Origin of the sequence: Pseudomonas sp. Hp2 (assembly GCF_006386585.1) — a bacterium.
GTDB classification, from domain to species: Bacteria; Pseudomonadota; Gammaproteobacteria; order Xanthomonadales; family Xanthomonadaceae; genus Pseudomonas_S; species Pseudomonas_S boreopolis.
On record NZ_VAHJ01000005.1, the window covers coordinates 276,293 to 290,815 of the forward strand.

13 protein-coding genes are annotated in these 14,523 nt (G+C 68.9%); 11 read left to right on the forward strand and 2 right to left on the reverse strand.

The annotated features are described in order from the left end of the window. Positions 1-80: 80 nt before the first annotated feature. Entirely contained in the window at positions 81-1,523 is a 1,443-nt protein-coding gene (locus FD678_RS16250) for a Do family serine endopeptidase (protein ID WP_140726070.1), read from the reverse strand. Positions 1,524-1,946: 423 nt separating this feature from the next. On the opposite strand from FD678_RS16250, the gene FD678_RS16255 reads away from it, so the two are divergent. The 5 genes from FD678_RS16255 (at position 1,947) to FD678_RS16275 (ending at position 6,892) form a co-directional block, all read left to right on the forward strand. Further along, positions 1,947-4,100, forward strand: coding sequence for an adenosylcobalamin-dependent ribonucleoside-diphosphate reductase (locus FD678_RS16255; RefSeq protein ID WP_140726073.1), 2,154 nt, complete (start codon positions 1,947-1,949; stop codon positions 4,098-4,100). A gap of 163 nt (positions 4,101-4,263) precedes the next feature. Next, the gene (locus tag FD678_RS16260) at positions 4,264-4,830 is read left to right on the forward strand and encodes a hypothetical protein (protein ID WP_140726075.1); all 567 of its coding nucleotides are present in this window, start codon (positions 4,264-4,266) and stop codon (positions 4,828-4,830) included. Positions 4,831-4,913: 83 nt separating this feature from the next. Beyond that, positions 4,914-5,762, forward strand: coding sequence for a TSCPD domain-containing protein (locus FD678_RS20690; RefSeq protein ID WP_140726078.1), 849 nt, complete (start codon positions 4,914-4,916; stop codon positions 5,760-5,762). Beyond that, positions 5,755-6,384 carry a GyrI-like domain-containing protein gene (locus FD678_RS16270; protein ID WP_218569784.1) on the forward strand — a complete coding sequence of 210 codons (630 nt, stop codon included), beginning with the start codon at positions 5,755-5,757 and terminating at the stop codon, positions 6,382-6,384. Before FD678_RS20690 ends, FD678_RS16270 begins: the two co-directional genes overlap by 8 nt. Positions 6,385-6,661: 277 nt before the next feature. Further along, positions 6,662-6,892 carry a hypothetical protein gene (locus FD678_RS16275; RefSeq protein ID WP_140726081.1) on the forward strand — a complete coding sequence of 77 codons (231 nt, stop codon included), beginning with the start codon at positions 6,662-6,664 and terminating at the stop codon, positions 6,890-6,892. A gap of 246 nt (positions 6,893-7,138) precedes the next feature. Here the strand turns inward: FD678_RS16275 and FD678_RS20785 are convergent, their stop codons facing one another. Then, positions 7,139-7,618: a hypothetical protein gene (locus FD678_RS20785; RefSeq protein WP_140726084.1), complete on the reverse strand. Its 480-nt coding sequence runs from the start codon at positions 7,616-7,618 to the stop codon at positions 7,139-7,141. Positions 7,619-7,867: 249 nt separating this feature from the next. Here FD678_RS20785 and FD678_RS16285 point away from each other — a divergent pair, with 249 nt between their 5' ends. The 6 genes from FD678_RS16285 (at position 7,868) to FD678_RS16310 (ending at position 14,516) form a co-directional block, all read left to right on the forward strand. Continuing rightward, positions 7,868-8,446 carry a fimbrial protein gene (locus FD678_RS16285; protein ID WP_140726087.1) on the forward strand — a complete coding sequence of 193 codons (579 nt, stop codon included), beginning with the start codon at positions 7,868-7,870 and terminating at the stop codon, positions 8,444-8,446. A 98-nt stretch (positions 8,447-8,544) separates the two neighbouring features. Continuing rightward, entirely contained in the window at positions 8,545-9,294 is a 750-nt protein-coding gene (locus tag FD678_RS16290) for a fimbrial biogenesis chaperone (protein WP_140726090.1), read from the forward strand. A gap of 174 nt (positions 9,295-9,468) precedes the next feature. Beyond that, entirely contained in the window at positions 9,469-12,168 is a 2,700-nt protein-coding gene (locus FD678_RS16295; RefSeq protein WP_177497856.1) for a fimbria/pilus outer membrane usher protein, read from the forward strand. Continuing rightward, positions 12,165-12,923, forward strand: coding sequence for a fimbrial biogenesis chaperone (locus tag FD678_RS16300; protein ID WP_140726096.1), 759 nt, complete (start codon positions 12,165-12,167; stop codon positions 12,921-12,923). Before FD678_RS16295 ends, FD678_RS16300 begins: the two co-directional genes overlap by 4 nt. Position 12,924: 1 nt before the next feature. Further along, positions 12,925-13,455, forward strand: coding sequence for a fimbrial protein (locus tag FD678_RS16305; RefSeq protein WP_140726100.1), 531 nt, complete (start codon positions 12,925-12,927; stop codon positions 13,453-13,455). A gap of 35 nt (positions 13,456-13,490) precedes the next feature. After that, complete coding sequence (locus FD678_RS16310; protein ID WP_140726103.1) at positions 13,491-14,516, forward strand: fimbrial protein; 1,026 nt, start codon at positions 13,491-13,493, stop codon at positions 14,514-14,516. The last annotated feature ends 7 nt before the right edge of the window (positions 14,517-14,523 follow it).

Sequence of the window (14,523 nt, forward strand, 5' to 3'; positions counted from 1 at the left end):
CGGCCGCCGACGCGGCCGATGAAGCCTAGCAATAACATCGCGCAGGTGCAGGCGACGTTACGGCTGGCGGGCGCCGGCGCTCAGCGCATCAAGGCATCGACCTGCACGTTCCCGCGCACGACCCGCAGCACCAGCTGCTGCGGCTTGCGCTGGAAATTGGCGCGCCAGCTCGCCAGGTCGGCGAACTCGCCGGCCGTGGCGGCCACGATCACGTCGCCGCTGGCCAGGCCGTTGGCGGCGGCGCGGCTGCCGCGCTTGACCTCGCTCACCAGCACGCCGTTGAGGCCGGACTGGCGCAGCGATTCGGGCAGGTCGGTGAAGGTCGCGCCGGACAGCCGCGGGTCGAGCGCGTCGCCGCTGACCGAGCGCGGCAGTTCCTTGAGCTTGGCGCTGAGCCTGAGCGGCTTGCCGTCGCGGCGCACGTCCAGCACCACCGTGCTGCCGACGGGCTGCAGGCCCTCGTAGTTGTGCAGCGCCTCGGCGCTGTCCACGCGCTGGTCGTTGGCGCCGACGATCACGTCGCCCGGCTGCACGCCCGCGGCCGCGGCCGCCGAGCCGGCGAGCACGCGCGAGACCAGCGCGCCGCGCACGCTGTCCAGGCCCAGCCCCTGCGCCATCTGCGAGGTCAGGTTCTGCGCCTCCAGCCCGAGCGTGCCGCGGATCACCACGCCGTTGTTCTTCAACAGCTGCTCGACCACGTTGCGGGCCAGGTTGGACGGGATCGCCAAGCCCAGGCCGATGTTGCCTGCCATGCTGCCCTGCGGGTTGAAGCTGGCGGTGTTGATGCCGACCAGCCTGCCTTCCAGGTCGACCAGCGCGCCGCCGGAATTGCCCGGGTTGATCGAGGCGTCGGTCTGGATGAAGTTCTGGTAGCCGAGCCCGCGGATGCCGCTGCGGCCGACCGCCGAGACGATGCCCGAGGTCACCGTCTGGGTGAAGCCGAACGGGTTGCCGATGGCGACCACGAAGTCGCCCACGCGCAGCTGGTTGCTGTCGGCGAGCTTGATCTCGGTGAGCTTGTCGGCCGGGATCCTGATCAGGGCGATGTCGGTGTCGGCGTCGGAGCCGAGGAACTCGGCCTTCACCGTGCGGCCGTCGGCCAGCGTGACCTGCACGTCGTCGGCGTTGTCGATCACGTGGTGGTTGGTCAGCACGTAGCCGTTCCTGGCGTCGATGATCACGCCCGAGCCGAGCGACTCGTTGATCCGCTCCTGCGGGATGTCCGGGAACAGCCGGCGGAAGAACGGGTCGGAGAAGAACGGGTTGCGCACCCGCACCACCTGCTTGGTGTTGATGCTGACCACCGCCGGCATCACCCGTTCCAGCATCGGCGCCAGCGTCGGCAGCGGCTGCCCGGCGACCGAGGCCGGCAGCGCTGCGGTGGCCGGCACCGACAATGCGGTCGGGACCGGGGCCGGTGCGGCCTCGGCGCGGTTGTCCAGCCACTCGTGGATGCCGGTGGCGGCGAAGCCGCCGAACGCGGCGGCGAGCGAGAGGGTCAGCAGGGTCGGGAGCGGTCGCATGAGGGTTCGTGGGTTGTGCGATCGGATGCGGGAAGAGATGGCGGTCGGTCCGCGTAAATCAAGCTGAACGAGCTTGCCGCGCGCTGATTTAACTATCGGTGAAAAGCCGCCCGGCCGGGACGCGCCGGCGCCGGCACGCCGGCGCCGCGCGCGTTTGACAGGTTCGGCCGCGTGGCGTTAGCGTGCGGCCTACGCGATGCCACTAGATATTGCGGGCATCGTATTAAGGAAGCCCAACATTTGGATGTTTCAGGGGCACCTTCGCTCGAGGGATGTGCATGACCGTCGCCGCAGACTACCGCCGTAACCGTTTCCTGCCGCATTGGCCGTTGCAGGGACGCGTCCGCGGCGCGATGGCGCGTGCCCGCGCCTGATTCCGTCTCCACCATCTACATGGCACCCACCCAGGGAGAGTCCCACACCATGAGCACGGTACGTCTGGAAGTGGTTTCCAACGGCACCCGATCCGACCAGGTCCCGATGCAGCCCGCCTCGCAGGACATCTGGGACAAGAAGTACCGGCTCAAGACCAAGCAGGGCGAGGCGCTGGACGCGGACATCGACGGCACCTACCGCCGCGTCGCGCGCGCGCTGGCCGACGCCGAGTCCACGCCGGACAAGCGCGAGTACTGGTACGAGCGCTTCCTGTGGGCGCTGCGCCGCGGCGCGATCCCGGCCGGGCGCATCACCTCCAACGCCGGCGCCCAGGAGCACAAGCCGGCCACCAGCACGATCAACTGCACCGTCTCCGGCACCATCGTCGATTCGATGGACGGCATCCTGGAGAAGGTCCACGAGGCCGGCCTCACGCTCAAGGCCGGCTGCGGCATCGGCTACGAGTTCTCCACGCTGCGCCCCAGGGGCGCGTTCGTGGCCGGCGCCGGCGCCTACACCTCCGGGCCGATGTCCTTCATGGATATCTACGACAAGATGTGCTTCACGGTGTCTTCGGCCGGCGGCCGGCGCGGCGCGCAGATGGGCACCTTCGACGTGTCGCACCCGGACGTGAAGGATTTCATCCGCGCCAAGCGCGAGGATGGGCGCCTGCGCCAGTTCAACCTGTCGCTGCTGATCACCGACGGCTTCATGCAGGCGGTGGAGAACGACGCCGACTGGCCGCTGGTGTTCCCGCTCGGCCGCCACGAGGCCGCCGACATCGACCTGGCCGACGCCGACTCGGTGGTCTGGCGCGACTGGCCCAGCCACGAGGGCTACGTCGTGCGCGACGACGGCCTGGTGGCCTGCAAGGTGTACGGGCACATCCGCGCCCGCCACCTGTGGGACATGATCATGGTGTCCACCTACGACTACGCCGAGCCGGGCTTCATCCTGATCGACCGGGTCAACGAGATGAACAACAACTGGTGGTGCGAGAACATCCGCGCGACCAATCCCTGCGGCGAACAGCCGCTGCCGCCCTACGGCGCCTGCCTGCTCGGCTCGGTCAACCTGACCACCTTCGTGCGCGACCCGTTCACCGACAAGGCGCGCTTCGACTGGGAGGAATACAAGGAAGTGGTGCGGGTGTTCACCCGCATGCTCGACAACGTGGTCGAGGTCAACGGCCTGCCGCTGCAGCGCCAGCGCGAGGAGATCCTGCGCAAGCGCCGGCACGGCATGGGCTTCCTCGGCCTGGGCAGCACCCTGACCATGCTGAAGATGAAGTACGGCTCGCCCGAGTCGTGCGACTTCACCGAGGCGATCGCCCGCGAGATGGCCATCGCCGGCTGGGAGACCGGCCTGGCGCTGGCGCGCGAGAAGGGCCCGGCGCCGATCATGAGCGAGACCTTCGAGGTCACCGCCGAGATGTTGCGCAAGCGCCCCGAGATGGCGAGGGACGGCTGGCGGGCCGGGCAGCGGATCGAGGGCAAGGTGCTGCATGCGCGCTACAGCCGCTACATGCAGCGCATCGCCGAGGTCGCCCCGGAGCTGGTGGACGAGCTGGCCGAGACCGGCGCGCGCTTCACCCACCACAGCTCGATCGCGCCGACCGGCACGATCTCGCTGAGCCTGGCCAACAACGCCTCCAACGGCATCGAGCCGAGCTTCGCCCACCACTACAGCCGCAACGTGATCCGCGAAGGCAAGAAGACCAAGGAGAAGGTGGACGTGTTCTCCTTCGAGCTGCTGGCCTACCGCCACCTGGTCAACCCCAAGGCGATGCCGTTCGCCGAGGACCCGGAGGCGCGCCTGCCCGACTACTTCATCGCCGCCGACGACATCAGCCCGAAGGAACACGTCGACGTGCAGGCCGCCGCCCAGAAGTGGGTGGACAGCTCGATCTCCAAGACCGCCAACGTCCCCACCGACTATCCCTACGAGCAGTTCAAGGACATCTACCGCTACGCCTACCAGCAGGGCCTGAAGGGGTGCACCACGTTCCGCTTCAACCCGGCCGCCTTCCAGGGCGTGCTGGTCAAGGAAGCGGACCTGGAGAACACCACCTATCGCTTCGAGCTGGAGGACGGCTCGGTAGTGGAGGTCAAGGGCAACGAGCAGATCGAATACGACGGCGAACTGCATACCGCCGCCAACCTGTTCGACGCGCTCAAGGAAGGCTACTACGGCAAGTTCTGAGCGGCGCGGCGCCGTCCTGCGGTGCCGCCGCCCCGCGTTCCTGCGCATGCGGCGAGGGGTGCCCGACGTTCCGCCCGCCGCCGCGCGTTTACCCCGTTCCACGCTTCATTCCGTCGGTATAGCATCGCCAGCGTTTCAACACTGACGCCCTGAAGGAGGGCATATGAGCAACGGTAATGGTGTGACGGCGACCATCTCCCAGGCCGCCGAGAACGTGAAGGAAAAGGCGGCCAACCTGGGCGAGACCCTTGCCAGCACCGCCAGCGAAGCGGTGGCCGCCACCCAGCAGACCGTCGAGAAGGCCAGGGCCGAGGTCAAGCAGCGCGTCGCCAAGGCCAGGAAGACCGTCAAGAAAGCCGGCAAGACCGTTGCCAAGAAAGCCAGCAAGGCCGCCAAGTCGGTGAAGAAGTCGGTCAGCGGCACCGTCGCCAAGGCCCGCCAGAAGCTGGAAGCCGCCAAGGCCAACGCCAAGGCCGAAGCCGCCGCGCTGGCCAGGAAGAAGGCGGCCAAGAAAACCGCCAAGAAAGCCACCGTGAAGAAGGCGGCGAAGAAGACGGTCGCCAAGAAAGCCGTGGCCAAGAAGGCCGCGGCCAAGAAAGTGGCCAAGCGCAGCGCGGTGAAGAAGGCCCCGGCCCGCAAGACCGTCGCCAAGAAGGCGGTGGCGAAGAAGGCCGTCGCCAGGAAGGTCGCCAAGAAGAGCGCGGCCAAGAAGACCGCCAGCAAGAAGTAGGCCTCCCCGTTCCCCTCTCCCGCGTGCGGGAGAGGGGCCGGAGGGCGAGCGACACCGTCCAGCGTCCCAACCGAGCAAGCGCCATGGCCGTCAAGATCGACAAGAAGATCAAGGGATATTCCGTCCTCACCCCCGAGGACAGGGCGCGCGAGGCCGCGCCGGTCGTGCCCGCGGCATCGATCGAGCGCGCCACCGCCGAGGCCGAGATCCCCGGCGACAACATCATCCAGATGCACGAGCGCATCGAGCGCCCGGACATCCTGGTGGGGTCGACCTACAAGATCAAATCGCCGCTGGTGGAGCACGCCATCTACGTGACCATCAACGACATCGTGCTCAACGCCGGCACCGAGCACGAGCAGCGCCGTCCCTTCGAGATCTTCATCAACTCCAAGTCGATGGAGCATTTCCAGTGGATCGTCGCGCTGACCCGCATCATCTCGGCGGTGTTCCGCAAGGGCGGCGACGTCACCTTCCTGGTGGACGAGATGAAGGCGGTGTTCGACCCCAAGGGCGGCTACTTCAAGGCCGGCGGCGTCTACATGCCCTCGCTGGTGGCCGAGCTCGGCAGCATCGTCGAGGAGCACCTCAAGACCATCGGCCTGCTGCACGACCCGGAAATGAGCGAGCACCAGCGCGCCATCCTTGCCGAGAAGCGCCGCCAGTACGAGGAACGCTCAAAAAAAAACGCTGAAGTGAGCCCCGCCGTCCCTTCTCCCGGCAAAGCGGGGGAAGGTGCCCGCAGGGCGGATGAGGGCGCTTCCGCCAGCCTCACCAGCTCCGCCGACCACGAGGAAGACATCGCCGTCACCGGCGACGGCACCAGCTTCCCGCCCAGCGCGACCATGTGCCACAAGTGCCACACCAAGGCGCTGGTGATCATGGACGGGTGCGCGACCTGCCTCAATTGCGGCTACAGCAAGTGTGGCTGAGCGCGCCGCCGGTGCGCGCAGGATCGACCTGAAGCGCGAGCTCAAGCATCTCTATCGCCCTCCGGCCACGCATGTGGTCCAGGTCGAGGTGCCGGCCTTGCGCTTCCTGATGGTCGATGGCCAGGGCGACCCCAATGCGTCGCCCGCGTATGCGGCGGCGGTCGAGGCGCTGTTCTCGGTGTCCTATGCGGCCAAGTTCCTGATGAAGAAGGACGGGGCCGGCATCGACTATGCCGTCATGCCGCTGGAGGGCTTGTGGTGGTCCGACGACATGTCGGCTTTTGCCGCCGACGACCGCGCCCAGTGGAAGTGGACGATGATGATCATGCAGCCGTCCTTCGTAACGGCGGCCGTGATCGAGAAGGCCATCGCCGGGGTGAAGCGGAAGAAGGCGCTCGCCGCGATCGATGCGCTCAGGCTGGAGGATTTCTCCGAGGGCCTGTGCGCGCAGACGCTGCACGTCGGGCCTTTCAGCGAGGAAGGCCCGACCATCCGGCGGGTCCACGATTTCATCCAGGCGCGCGCGGCGCTCGCCGGCAAGCACCACGAAATCTACCTGAGCGATATCCGCCGCGCCGACCCGCGCCGGTGGAAGACCATCGTTCGCCAGCCCATGCAGTGAAGCGCATGACGCGCGCGGCATGGCACGTGCGGGAGCGCAATCGCTCGCAATGAAGATGCGGCGTGCCGTGTATTTCAGGCCTGAATATTCCAGAAGCATCGGCGATTATCGATTTCGCGCGACCTCCACGTCCTGCTGCTAATTTGGAAGCCGTCGTGCCGGCGGCGGTTGGCCCGGCAAGGGCACGCGGGGATTTCGCCGGGATAATCGTACGTACATCGCGCCGTAGTGCTTGGGGCGGCTACGGGGAACCTGCATGGAATAGGGAGCCATTCGTATGCGAGTGCGCATCATGCTGGTAGGGGGCCCCTTCGATGGCCAGGATGTCATGGCGGACCTGCCGGAGATCGGCCGGGGTACGTACTGTCATTCCGGCACGGTCTACCGGGCGTTGGACAAGACCACGAGCGACGGCTTGCGCTTGTTCCAGGCCGTGGAGCGCGAGGACGACGGCACGCCGGCGGCTGCACCGACGCAGGTACCGGTGCCTGCGCGTCCCGAAACGTAACGGGCGAATCCGGGCAAGCGACCGGCGCGGAAAACCGTCGCGCCGATCAGGGAGTCACTTGCCGGTCTTTCCGGCGCGCTGCCGATGTTGCGCTTTTCCGTACCGCGCTCTCGAGGTGGCCTGGTCGCCCAGCGCCGCATGGGTTTCGGCGAGGCGATCCCCGGTGTTCGCCGAATACGGGAAGGGCGCGGATCGCATGCGATGCTGGATTCGCGCGCGCCTTCCGGCATCGCAACCGGCATCCCGCTAGCGTCGCGGCGCGGGCAGCGGCGCGTCCGGCGCCAGCACCAGCGGGATGTCGAGCGTGCCCGCGGGATTGTGGCTGCGCAGGTGCAGCGTCGCGGCGTCGAGTTCGACGATCTCGGTATCGTAGGGCACGCCTTCCTCGACCATCGTCAGCCTGCCGTCCTCCAGGCGCCACTGGCCGGTCATCGGCGTGCCGTGCGGGGACTCGATCACCAAGGTGCCGTCGCCGAGGAACGCGTAGGTGGTGCCCGGTTCGACCGTGGAGGCGTCGTCCTTGGCGCGCCATACGCGGTCGACGAGGCGCGGGCGGATCGCATCGGCCGCGGCGGGAGGCGGCGCGGATTCCGGCTTCGCGGCCGGCGCCGGGGCGCTGCCTGCCGGGCGGGTCGCGGCCTGGTCGCCGGGCGGCGAGGGTGCCTGGCACGCGGCCAGCGCCAGGGCGGCCAGGATCGGGGCTGCTGCACGGGGCATGAGGGTCATCTCGGGTGATCCGCGTTGGGGCGTGGAGAGAGGTTATCGCCATCGCGCGGGCACCGTGCAACGGTTTCGCGCGGGGACGGGCACGCGATGCGGGCGCGAAAGCGTTTTCGTAGTTCTTGTATGGGATGGGTTCCGGGGCGGACGCACCATGCGCGGCGTCGGCGATGTCGACGGTCCTGCCGGCGCAATGCGGCAGGAGGAATCTCCGCCCGATGGCGGATCCGTTTCAGAACCCAAGGAAACCTTTCAATGAAGAACTTCAAACTCGCTTCCGCCATCGCGCTGGTCATGAGCGCCGCCGCGATCGGCAACGCCAGCGCCGTGGACAGCGGCACCATCACCTTCACCGGTTCGGTCTCCGATGCCACCTGCACCATCAGCGGCGGCGCCGGCACCGACGGCGGCACCGGCAACTTCACCGTGGCGCTGGACCAGGCCGCGCTGGGCGACCTGGCCAACGCCGGCGACATCGCCAAGACCAAGCCGTTCCAGGTGGTCATCGGCCTGCCGGGCGAGGCCAGCTGCGCCGCGGGCACCGTCGCCCACATGCGCTTCGTGCCGTCGAGCCCGCAGGTGGACGCCGACACCGGCGCGCTGCGCAACGCGATCCTGCCGGTCGCCGGCGGCGCCGGCAACACCCAGGTCCAGGTGACGGACAACGCCGGTGCGGCGATCAACCTGGCCGACGCGGCCAACAACACCGACGTCACGATCGGCGACAACAACACCGCGACGCTGAACTACCGCGCCCAGTACCTGGCCGTCGGTGGCGCCGCGACCTCCGGTCGCGTCAGCACCAGCGTGGTCTACGAGGTCAGCTACAACTAAGTAGCGCCGCTTGGTCCAGCGAGCCGGCGGCTATCCGGTAGCCGCCGGCTCGTTCCGTGCACGCTTGCATCGGTGCACGCCCGCATTCGAGGTGACGCATGAACAAGGTCATACGCCATGTCATGGCGGGCCTGCTCCTGGGAGCGAGCCTGCTCGTCGGCCGCAGCGAAGCCAGCGTGATCATCAACGGTACGCGCGTGGTGTATCCGGCCAGCAACAAGGAAGTGACGGTCAAGCTGACCAACAAGGGCGACAAGCCGGTGTTGGTGCAGGTCTGGCTCGACGATGGCGACAACAAGTCGACGCCGGAGAACGCCAAGGCGCCGTTCACGGTATTCCCGCCCGTGTTCCGCATGGAGCCGGGCAAGGGGCAGGCCGTGCGCCTGCTGTACACGCGCGAACCGCTGCCGCAGGACAAGGAAAGCGTGTTCTGGCTGAACATGCTGGAGGTGCCGCCCAGGCTGGAAGGGGCGGAGGACCGCAACCTGATGCAGTTCGCGTTCCGCACCCGGATCAAGGTGTTCTTCCGCCCGGACGGGCTGCGCGGGGACCCGGTCAAGGCCGGCGAGAAGCTGGCCTGGAAACTGGTCGCCGGCGAAGGCGGCAAGGGGCTGGCGCTGCAAGCGACCAATCCCACGCCGTACCACGTGAACTTCTCCCGCATCGGGCTGAAGGCCGGCGACCGCATCGTCGCCGAACGGAGCGGCGGCATGGTGGCGCCTGGCGCGACCGCGACGTTCCCGCTGCAAGGCCTGCAGGGCCGCCCTGCCGGCGAGACGAAGGTGGACTTCACGACGATTTCCGACTTCGGCGGCAGGACGCAGGTGCTCATCCCGCTCTCGCCGTAACCCCACGACTTTCCCGCCGGCCAGGCCCGCGCTCCGGAGGCGAACGCCTCCGGGGACGGGCGACGGCCGGCCGCATTCCACCGCACGCAGATACGCAGACCTATGCGCCGAGAAATGGACAAACCGAACAAGCAGCCGCGCACCGCCCGCGCGTGTCGCGCAATGCTGCCGGCCATGATCGCCAGCGTGCTTTCGGCCACGGCGCATGCCGCGCCGTCGCCGGGCGGCATGTTCGACGCCGACTTCTTCCTGGGCGGCGTCGCGCCGAAGGTCGACCTGTCGCGGTTCGACCGGGCCAACGCCGTGTTGCCGGGCACCTATCGCGGCGACATCCTGTTCAACGAGCGCTGGCGCACGCGCGGCGAGATCGTGTTCGTGGACGACCCCGCGACCGGCGAGGTGGTCCCGTGCTTCGACGCGGCGTCGTTGTCCAACTACGGCGTGGACCTGCAGAAGGTGGCCGCCGGCGACGCGCACCCCGGACGCAAGGCGATCCCCGCCGAGGGCGCGTTCTGCGGCGCGCTCGACGATTACATCCCGGGCGCCACGGTCGACTTCGACGGCGGCGAGCAGGCGCTGTCGATCTCCGTGCCGCAGGTCTATACCCGGCGCGACGCGCGCGGCTACGTCGATCCCGCGCTCTGGGACAGCGGCATCGATGCCGCCGTGTTCGGCTACAACGGCAACGTCTACCGGTCCACCGGACGCGGCGGCGGGCGCCTGCACGGCTATCTCGGCATCAACGCGTCGCTGAGCCTGGGAGGATGGCACGCGTTCCACCTCGGCTCGATGAGCTGGACGCAGCACCAGGGCCGGCGCTACGAGAACAACGCCACCTACCTGCAGCGCGACCTGCCCGACGCGAAGGCGCAGCTGCTGGTGGGCGATCTCTATACCAGCGGCCAGTTGCTCGACAGCGTGCGCCTGCGCGGCCTGCGCCTGTACTCGGACGAGCGCATGCTGCCGGAGTCGCAGCGCGGCTACGCGCCGGTGGTGCGCGGCATCGCGGAAACCAACGCGCGCGTGCGCATCAAGCAGCGCGGCTACACCATCTACGAATCCACGGTGGCGCCGGGCCCGTTCGTGATCGACGACCTGTACCCGACCGGGTACGGCGGCGACCTGGACGTGGAAGTGCTGGAGGCCGACGGCCGCGTCAGGCAGTTCGCGGTGCCGTTCTCGGCCATTCCGCAGCTGCTGCGCGCCGGCCAGAACCGCTGGGAGGTGGCGATCGGCAAGGTCGCCTCGCCCCGGCTGATCAAGCAGCCGATGGCGCTGCAGGCCACCTTGCAGCGCGGCCTGAGCAACCGCGTCACCGCCTACCAGGGCGTGACCCTGGCCGAAGGCTATCGTTCGCTGCTCCTCGGCGGCGCGCTCAACACCGATCTCGGCGCGCTCTCGCTGGATTTCAGCAACGCGCGCGCCTACCTGCCGGGGCGGGCCGACTCGCAGGGCAACAGCTTCCGCGTCGCCTACAACAAGAACGTGGTCCGCACGGGCACCAACTTCGCGGTGGCCGCGTACCGGTATTCCACCCGCGGCTACCTGGGCCTCAACGAGGCGGTGCACCTGCGCGACGCGCTGCTGCACGGGCAGGCCGACTACGTCCCGCAACGCATCCGCAACCGGATGGACGCCAGCATCTACCAGCAGCTGGGCGAACGGGGCGGGCAGGTCTACCTGACCGGTTCCCGCAGCAATTTCTGGGACAAGCGCGGCAGGCAGGTCGACTTCACCGCCGGCTACAGCAACAGCTGGAGGTCGGCCACCTTCAGCCTGTCGGTGCAGCGCACGCGCGAGCGCTTCGACGATGCGTGGCGGCCGGGCGCCGGCCCGGTCGACGGCGCTCCCGGATTCCCTGAGCCGCCGTACTTCCCGGCCGAGGGGCGCCGCGACACGCTGGTGCAACTCAATGTCAGCGTGCCGCTCGGCACCGCGCCGCGTCCGCCGATGCTGGGCGGGCGCTTGGGCCGCTCCGACCGCGACGGCACCAGCACGCAGCTCAGCCTCAACGGCACCGCCGGCGAGGAAGGCCGGTTCACCTACGACGGCACCCTCGGCCGCGACGGAGGCAGCACCACGCTCGGCCTGTTCGGGCACTACAACGGCAGCCGGGCCAACCTGCAGGGGGGCTACAGCCGCGGCAACGGCTACCACCAGTTCAGCGCCGGCATGTCCGGCAGCGTGGTGGCCCATGGCGGCGGCCTGACGCTGTCGCTGCCGACCGGCGACACGGTCGGCCTGGTGCATGCGCCGGATGCCGCCGGCGCCCGCGTCGAAGGCGGCCAGGGCGCGGTGGTCGATGCGCGCGGCTATGCGGTCGTGCCGTACCTGACGCCCTACGTGCTCAACACGGTGGGCCTGGATCCCAAGGGCACCGCGCTCAACGTGGAGCTGAAGGAAACCGCGCAGAACGTGGCGCCGCGCGCCGGCTCGGTGGTGCTGCTCAAGTACGAGACCCAGGGCGGCGGCCGCGCGTTGCTGATCGACGCCCGGCTGCCGGACGGACGCCCGATGCCGTTCGGCGCGGAGGTGTTCGACGCGCGTGGCGACCGGGTCGGCATCGTCGGCCAGGCCAGCCAGGTCTTCGTCAACGGCATGCACGAGTCCGGCGTGCTCACCGTGCGCTGGGGCCAGGGCGAGGGCGACCGCTGCGACATGCAAGTGGCGCTGCCACCGCTGGCGGAAGACGCCCCGCCGACAGGCCAGGAACGCATGGAAGCCACCTGCGTGCTCGGCACCGAAGCGCCGGGCACCGCCGCTGCCGCCGGGCCCGCACCGGAAACCGTCCCTGGCCTGCGTGCCGCCGGCGGCAACGATACCGATAACGCCGCTGCGCGGCACCCGACCGTCTCGATAGGAGCAACCCCATGAAGCGCTCGATCCGCATCGCGTGGATGTCCCTGATGATCTGGAGCCTGGTCCAGGCGCATGCCTGGGCGGGAGTGGTCGTCAATCGCACCCGGGTGATCTACCAGGCCGACGAGTCCGAGGTCACCATCAAGCTGTCCAACCAGGATCCGTCGCCCGCCCTGGTGCAGGTATGGCTGGACGACGGCGACCCGAATGCCGCCCCGGAACAGGCCAAGGTGCCGTTCGTGCTGACCCCGCCGGTGGCGCGGATCGAGCCGGGCAAGGCGCAAACCCTGCGCGTGATCGGCACGCCCGCGGGCCTGCCCCAGGACCGCGAGTCGATGTACTGGCTCAACGTGCTGGAGCTGCCGAAGAACACCGGCGAGGCCGGCGCCGGGAACGCGCTGAAGCTGGCGTTCCGCACCCGCATCAAGCTGTTCTACCGCCCGGGCCGGCTGGCCGGGGTGGCCGACGAGAGCGCCAAGCAACTGGCCTGGTCCCTGGCCGTGTCCGGTAATGGCGGCAAGGCGCTGCAGGTGCGCAACCCGACGCCTTACCACGTCAGCTTCAACAAGGTCTCGCTGGCCGGCGGCGGCCGTAGCTACGAGGTCGAGGCCGACATGGTCGCGCCGATGGCCTCGGCGAGTTTCCCGATCGCCGGCATGGCCGGGGTGCCGGACGGCCCGCTGCGGGTGGACTACGCCACGATCAACGACTACGGCGCGAGCGCCGAAGGGCAAGCGCCCCTGGTCGTGGCCGCCGGTGGAGAACCCTGACATGAGGCACGTCATTGCTGCCGTCGCGTTGTTGCTGGCCTGCGGCGGGGTCACGGTGCCCGCATGGGCGCAGGAGGCGACGGACATCACCATCCGCGGCCGGGTGACGCCGGGCACCTGCTCGCTGTCGGCCGACAGCGTCGACCAGACCGTCGCGCTGGACAATGTCAACGCCGGCGACCTGGCCGCGGCGAACGGGCCGGTCGCCGGGTCGAGGAAACCATTCCGGGTGCTGGCGGAGAACTGCGCGGCCAGCCTGTCGACCGTGTCGTTCTCGTTCCAGGGCGCGACGGTGGGCACGCCGGCCCACGTGCTGGTCAACACCGGCGCGGCCACCGGCGTGGGCATCGAGATGCGCCTGGACGACGGCAGCGACGCCGTGATCGCCCCCAATACCGGCCAGTACGACGTGGCCATCGACTCGCGCCGGGCCGAGTTGCGCGCGACGGCGACCTATTACCGCCTGCCCGGGGAACCCATCCGCGGCGGCAGCGTGCAAGCGCGCGCCACCGTGGTGGCGACGTTCCGCTAGCGCCGCTCGACCACACCTCCCAGGAATCGGACATCATGAAACGCATCAACCCTTTCCCTCGCTGGCTGGCCGCAATCGGCCTGGCGCTGGCCGCGCCGGTGGCCTCGGCTTCGTGCGTACTGGACATCACCGACGGCAATACCCTTCCGCGGTCGATCTACGTCAACTTCGGCAATGTCGTGACCACGTCCGGCACCGGCCGGTTGGCGACCGTGCAGCTGTCGCTGCCCGCCCGAACCTACCTTTGCCAGTCCAACCCCAGTCGCCCGACGTATAACTACGCGGCGGACGTACTGTTCGGCTTGTCGGACCTGATCGGCTCCGGGCAATGGTCGCCCAAGGACTTTCCGACGCTGATCCCCGGCCTGGTGGTGCGGCTGTTCGGCCCCGACGGGCGCCAGCTCAATTATCTGGGACACCGCGTCACCTGCTCGCGCGGCCAACTCTGCACGCTGCCGGCGATGACGGCGCGCGCCGAGCTGTGGAAGGTCACTGCCGGCAACATCGCGGGCGGGCCGATCTTCCCGTCCAACAACACCGTCGCGAATCGGATGGCGGTGATCTATTTCGGCACCTCGGTCGGCGAGAACTTCGGCTCCGGGTCGCAGCTGTTCAACATCATCGGTTCGGGCGGCAACATCGTCCCGGGCACCTGCTCGACGCAGACGACCTCGATCACCCAGACGCTGGCCGACGTGTCGATGAACCTGATGACCGGCGTGGGCTGGGCCCCGGCCCGGTTCGAAGCGATGCCGCAGATCACCTTGAACTGCCCCTACAGCGGCATCGCGGTCCGGGCCTCGCTGACCGACCAGACCACGCCGAGCAACAACGGCAACGTGTTGACGGTGCGTAGCGGGGCCGGCGCGGCGACCGGCGTGGGCCTGCAGATCGCGCGCAGCGCCACCGGGCCCGCGATCGCGATGCAGCAGCCTTGGAGCTTCACCGGCAGTGCGCCGACCACCACCGTGCAGCTGTTCACCCGCTACTACCAGACCGCGGACCGGCCGACCGCCGGCTCGGTGACCGGGCGGGCGACGCTCACCTTGACCTACAACTGAACCCGGC

Coding starts and splice junctions, on each gene's coding strand:
- FD678_RS16250 (WP_140726070.1), bottom strand. CDS start 1,523: ATGCGACCGCTCCCGACCCTGCTGACCCTCTCGCTCGCCGCCGCGTTC.
- FD678_RS16255 (WP_140726073.1), top strand. CDS start 1,947: ATGAGCACGGTACGTCTGGAAGTGGTTTCCAACGGCACCCGATCCGAC.
- FD678_RS16260 (WP_140726075.1), top strand. CDS start 4,264: ATGAGCAACGGTAATGGTGTGACGGCGACCATCTCCCAGGCCGCCGAG.
- FD678_RS20690 (WP_140726078.1), top strand. CDS start 4,914: ATGGCCGTCAAGATCGACAAGAAGATCAAGGGATATTCCGTCCTCACC.
- FD678_RS16275 (WP_140726081.1), top strand. CDS start 6,662: ATGCGAGTGCGCATCATGCTGGTAGGGGGCCCCTTCGATGGCCAGGAT.
- FD678_RS20785 (WP_140726084.1), bottom strand. CDS start 7,618: ATGACCCTCATGCCCCGTGCAGCAGCCCCGATCCTGGCCGCCCTGGCG.
- FD678_RS16285 (WP_140726087.1), top strand. CDS start 7,868: ATGAAGAACTTCAAACTCGCTTCCGCCATCGCGCTGGTCATGAGCGCC.
- FD678_RS16290 (WP_140726090.1), top strand. CDS start 8,545: ATGAACAAGGTCATACGCCATGTCATGGCGGGCCTGCTCCTGGGAGCG.
- FD678_RS16295 (WP_177497856.1), top strand. CDS start 9,469: ATGATCGCCAGCGTGCTTTCGGCCACGGCGCATGCCGCGCCGTCGCCG.
- FD678_RS16300 (WP_140726096.1), top strand. CDS start 12,165: ATGAAGCGCTCGATCCGCATCGCGTGGATGTCCCTGATGATCTGGAGC.
- FD678_RS16305 (WP_140726100.1), top strand. CDS start 12,925: ATGAGGCACGTCATTGCTGCCGTCGCGTTGTTGCTGGCCTGCGGCGGG.
- FD678_RS16310 (WP_140726103.1), top strand. CDS start 13,491: ATGAAACGCATCAACCCTTTCCCTCGCTGGCTGGCCGCAATCGGCCTG.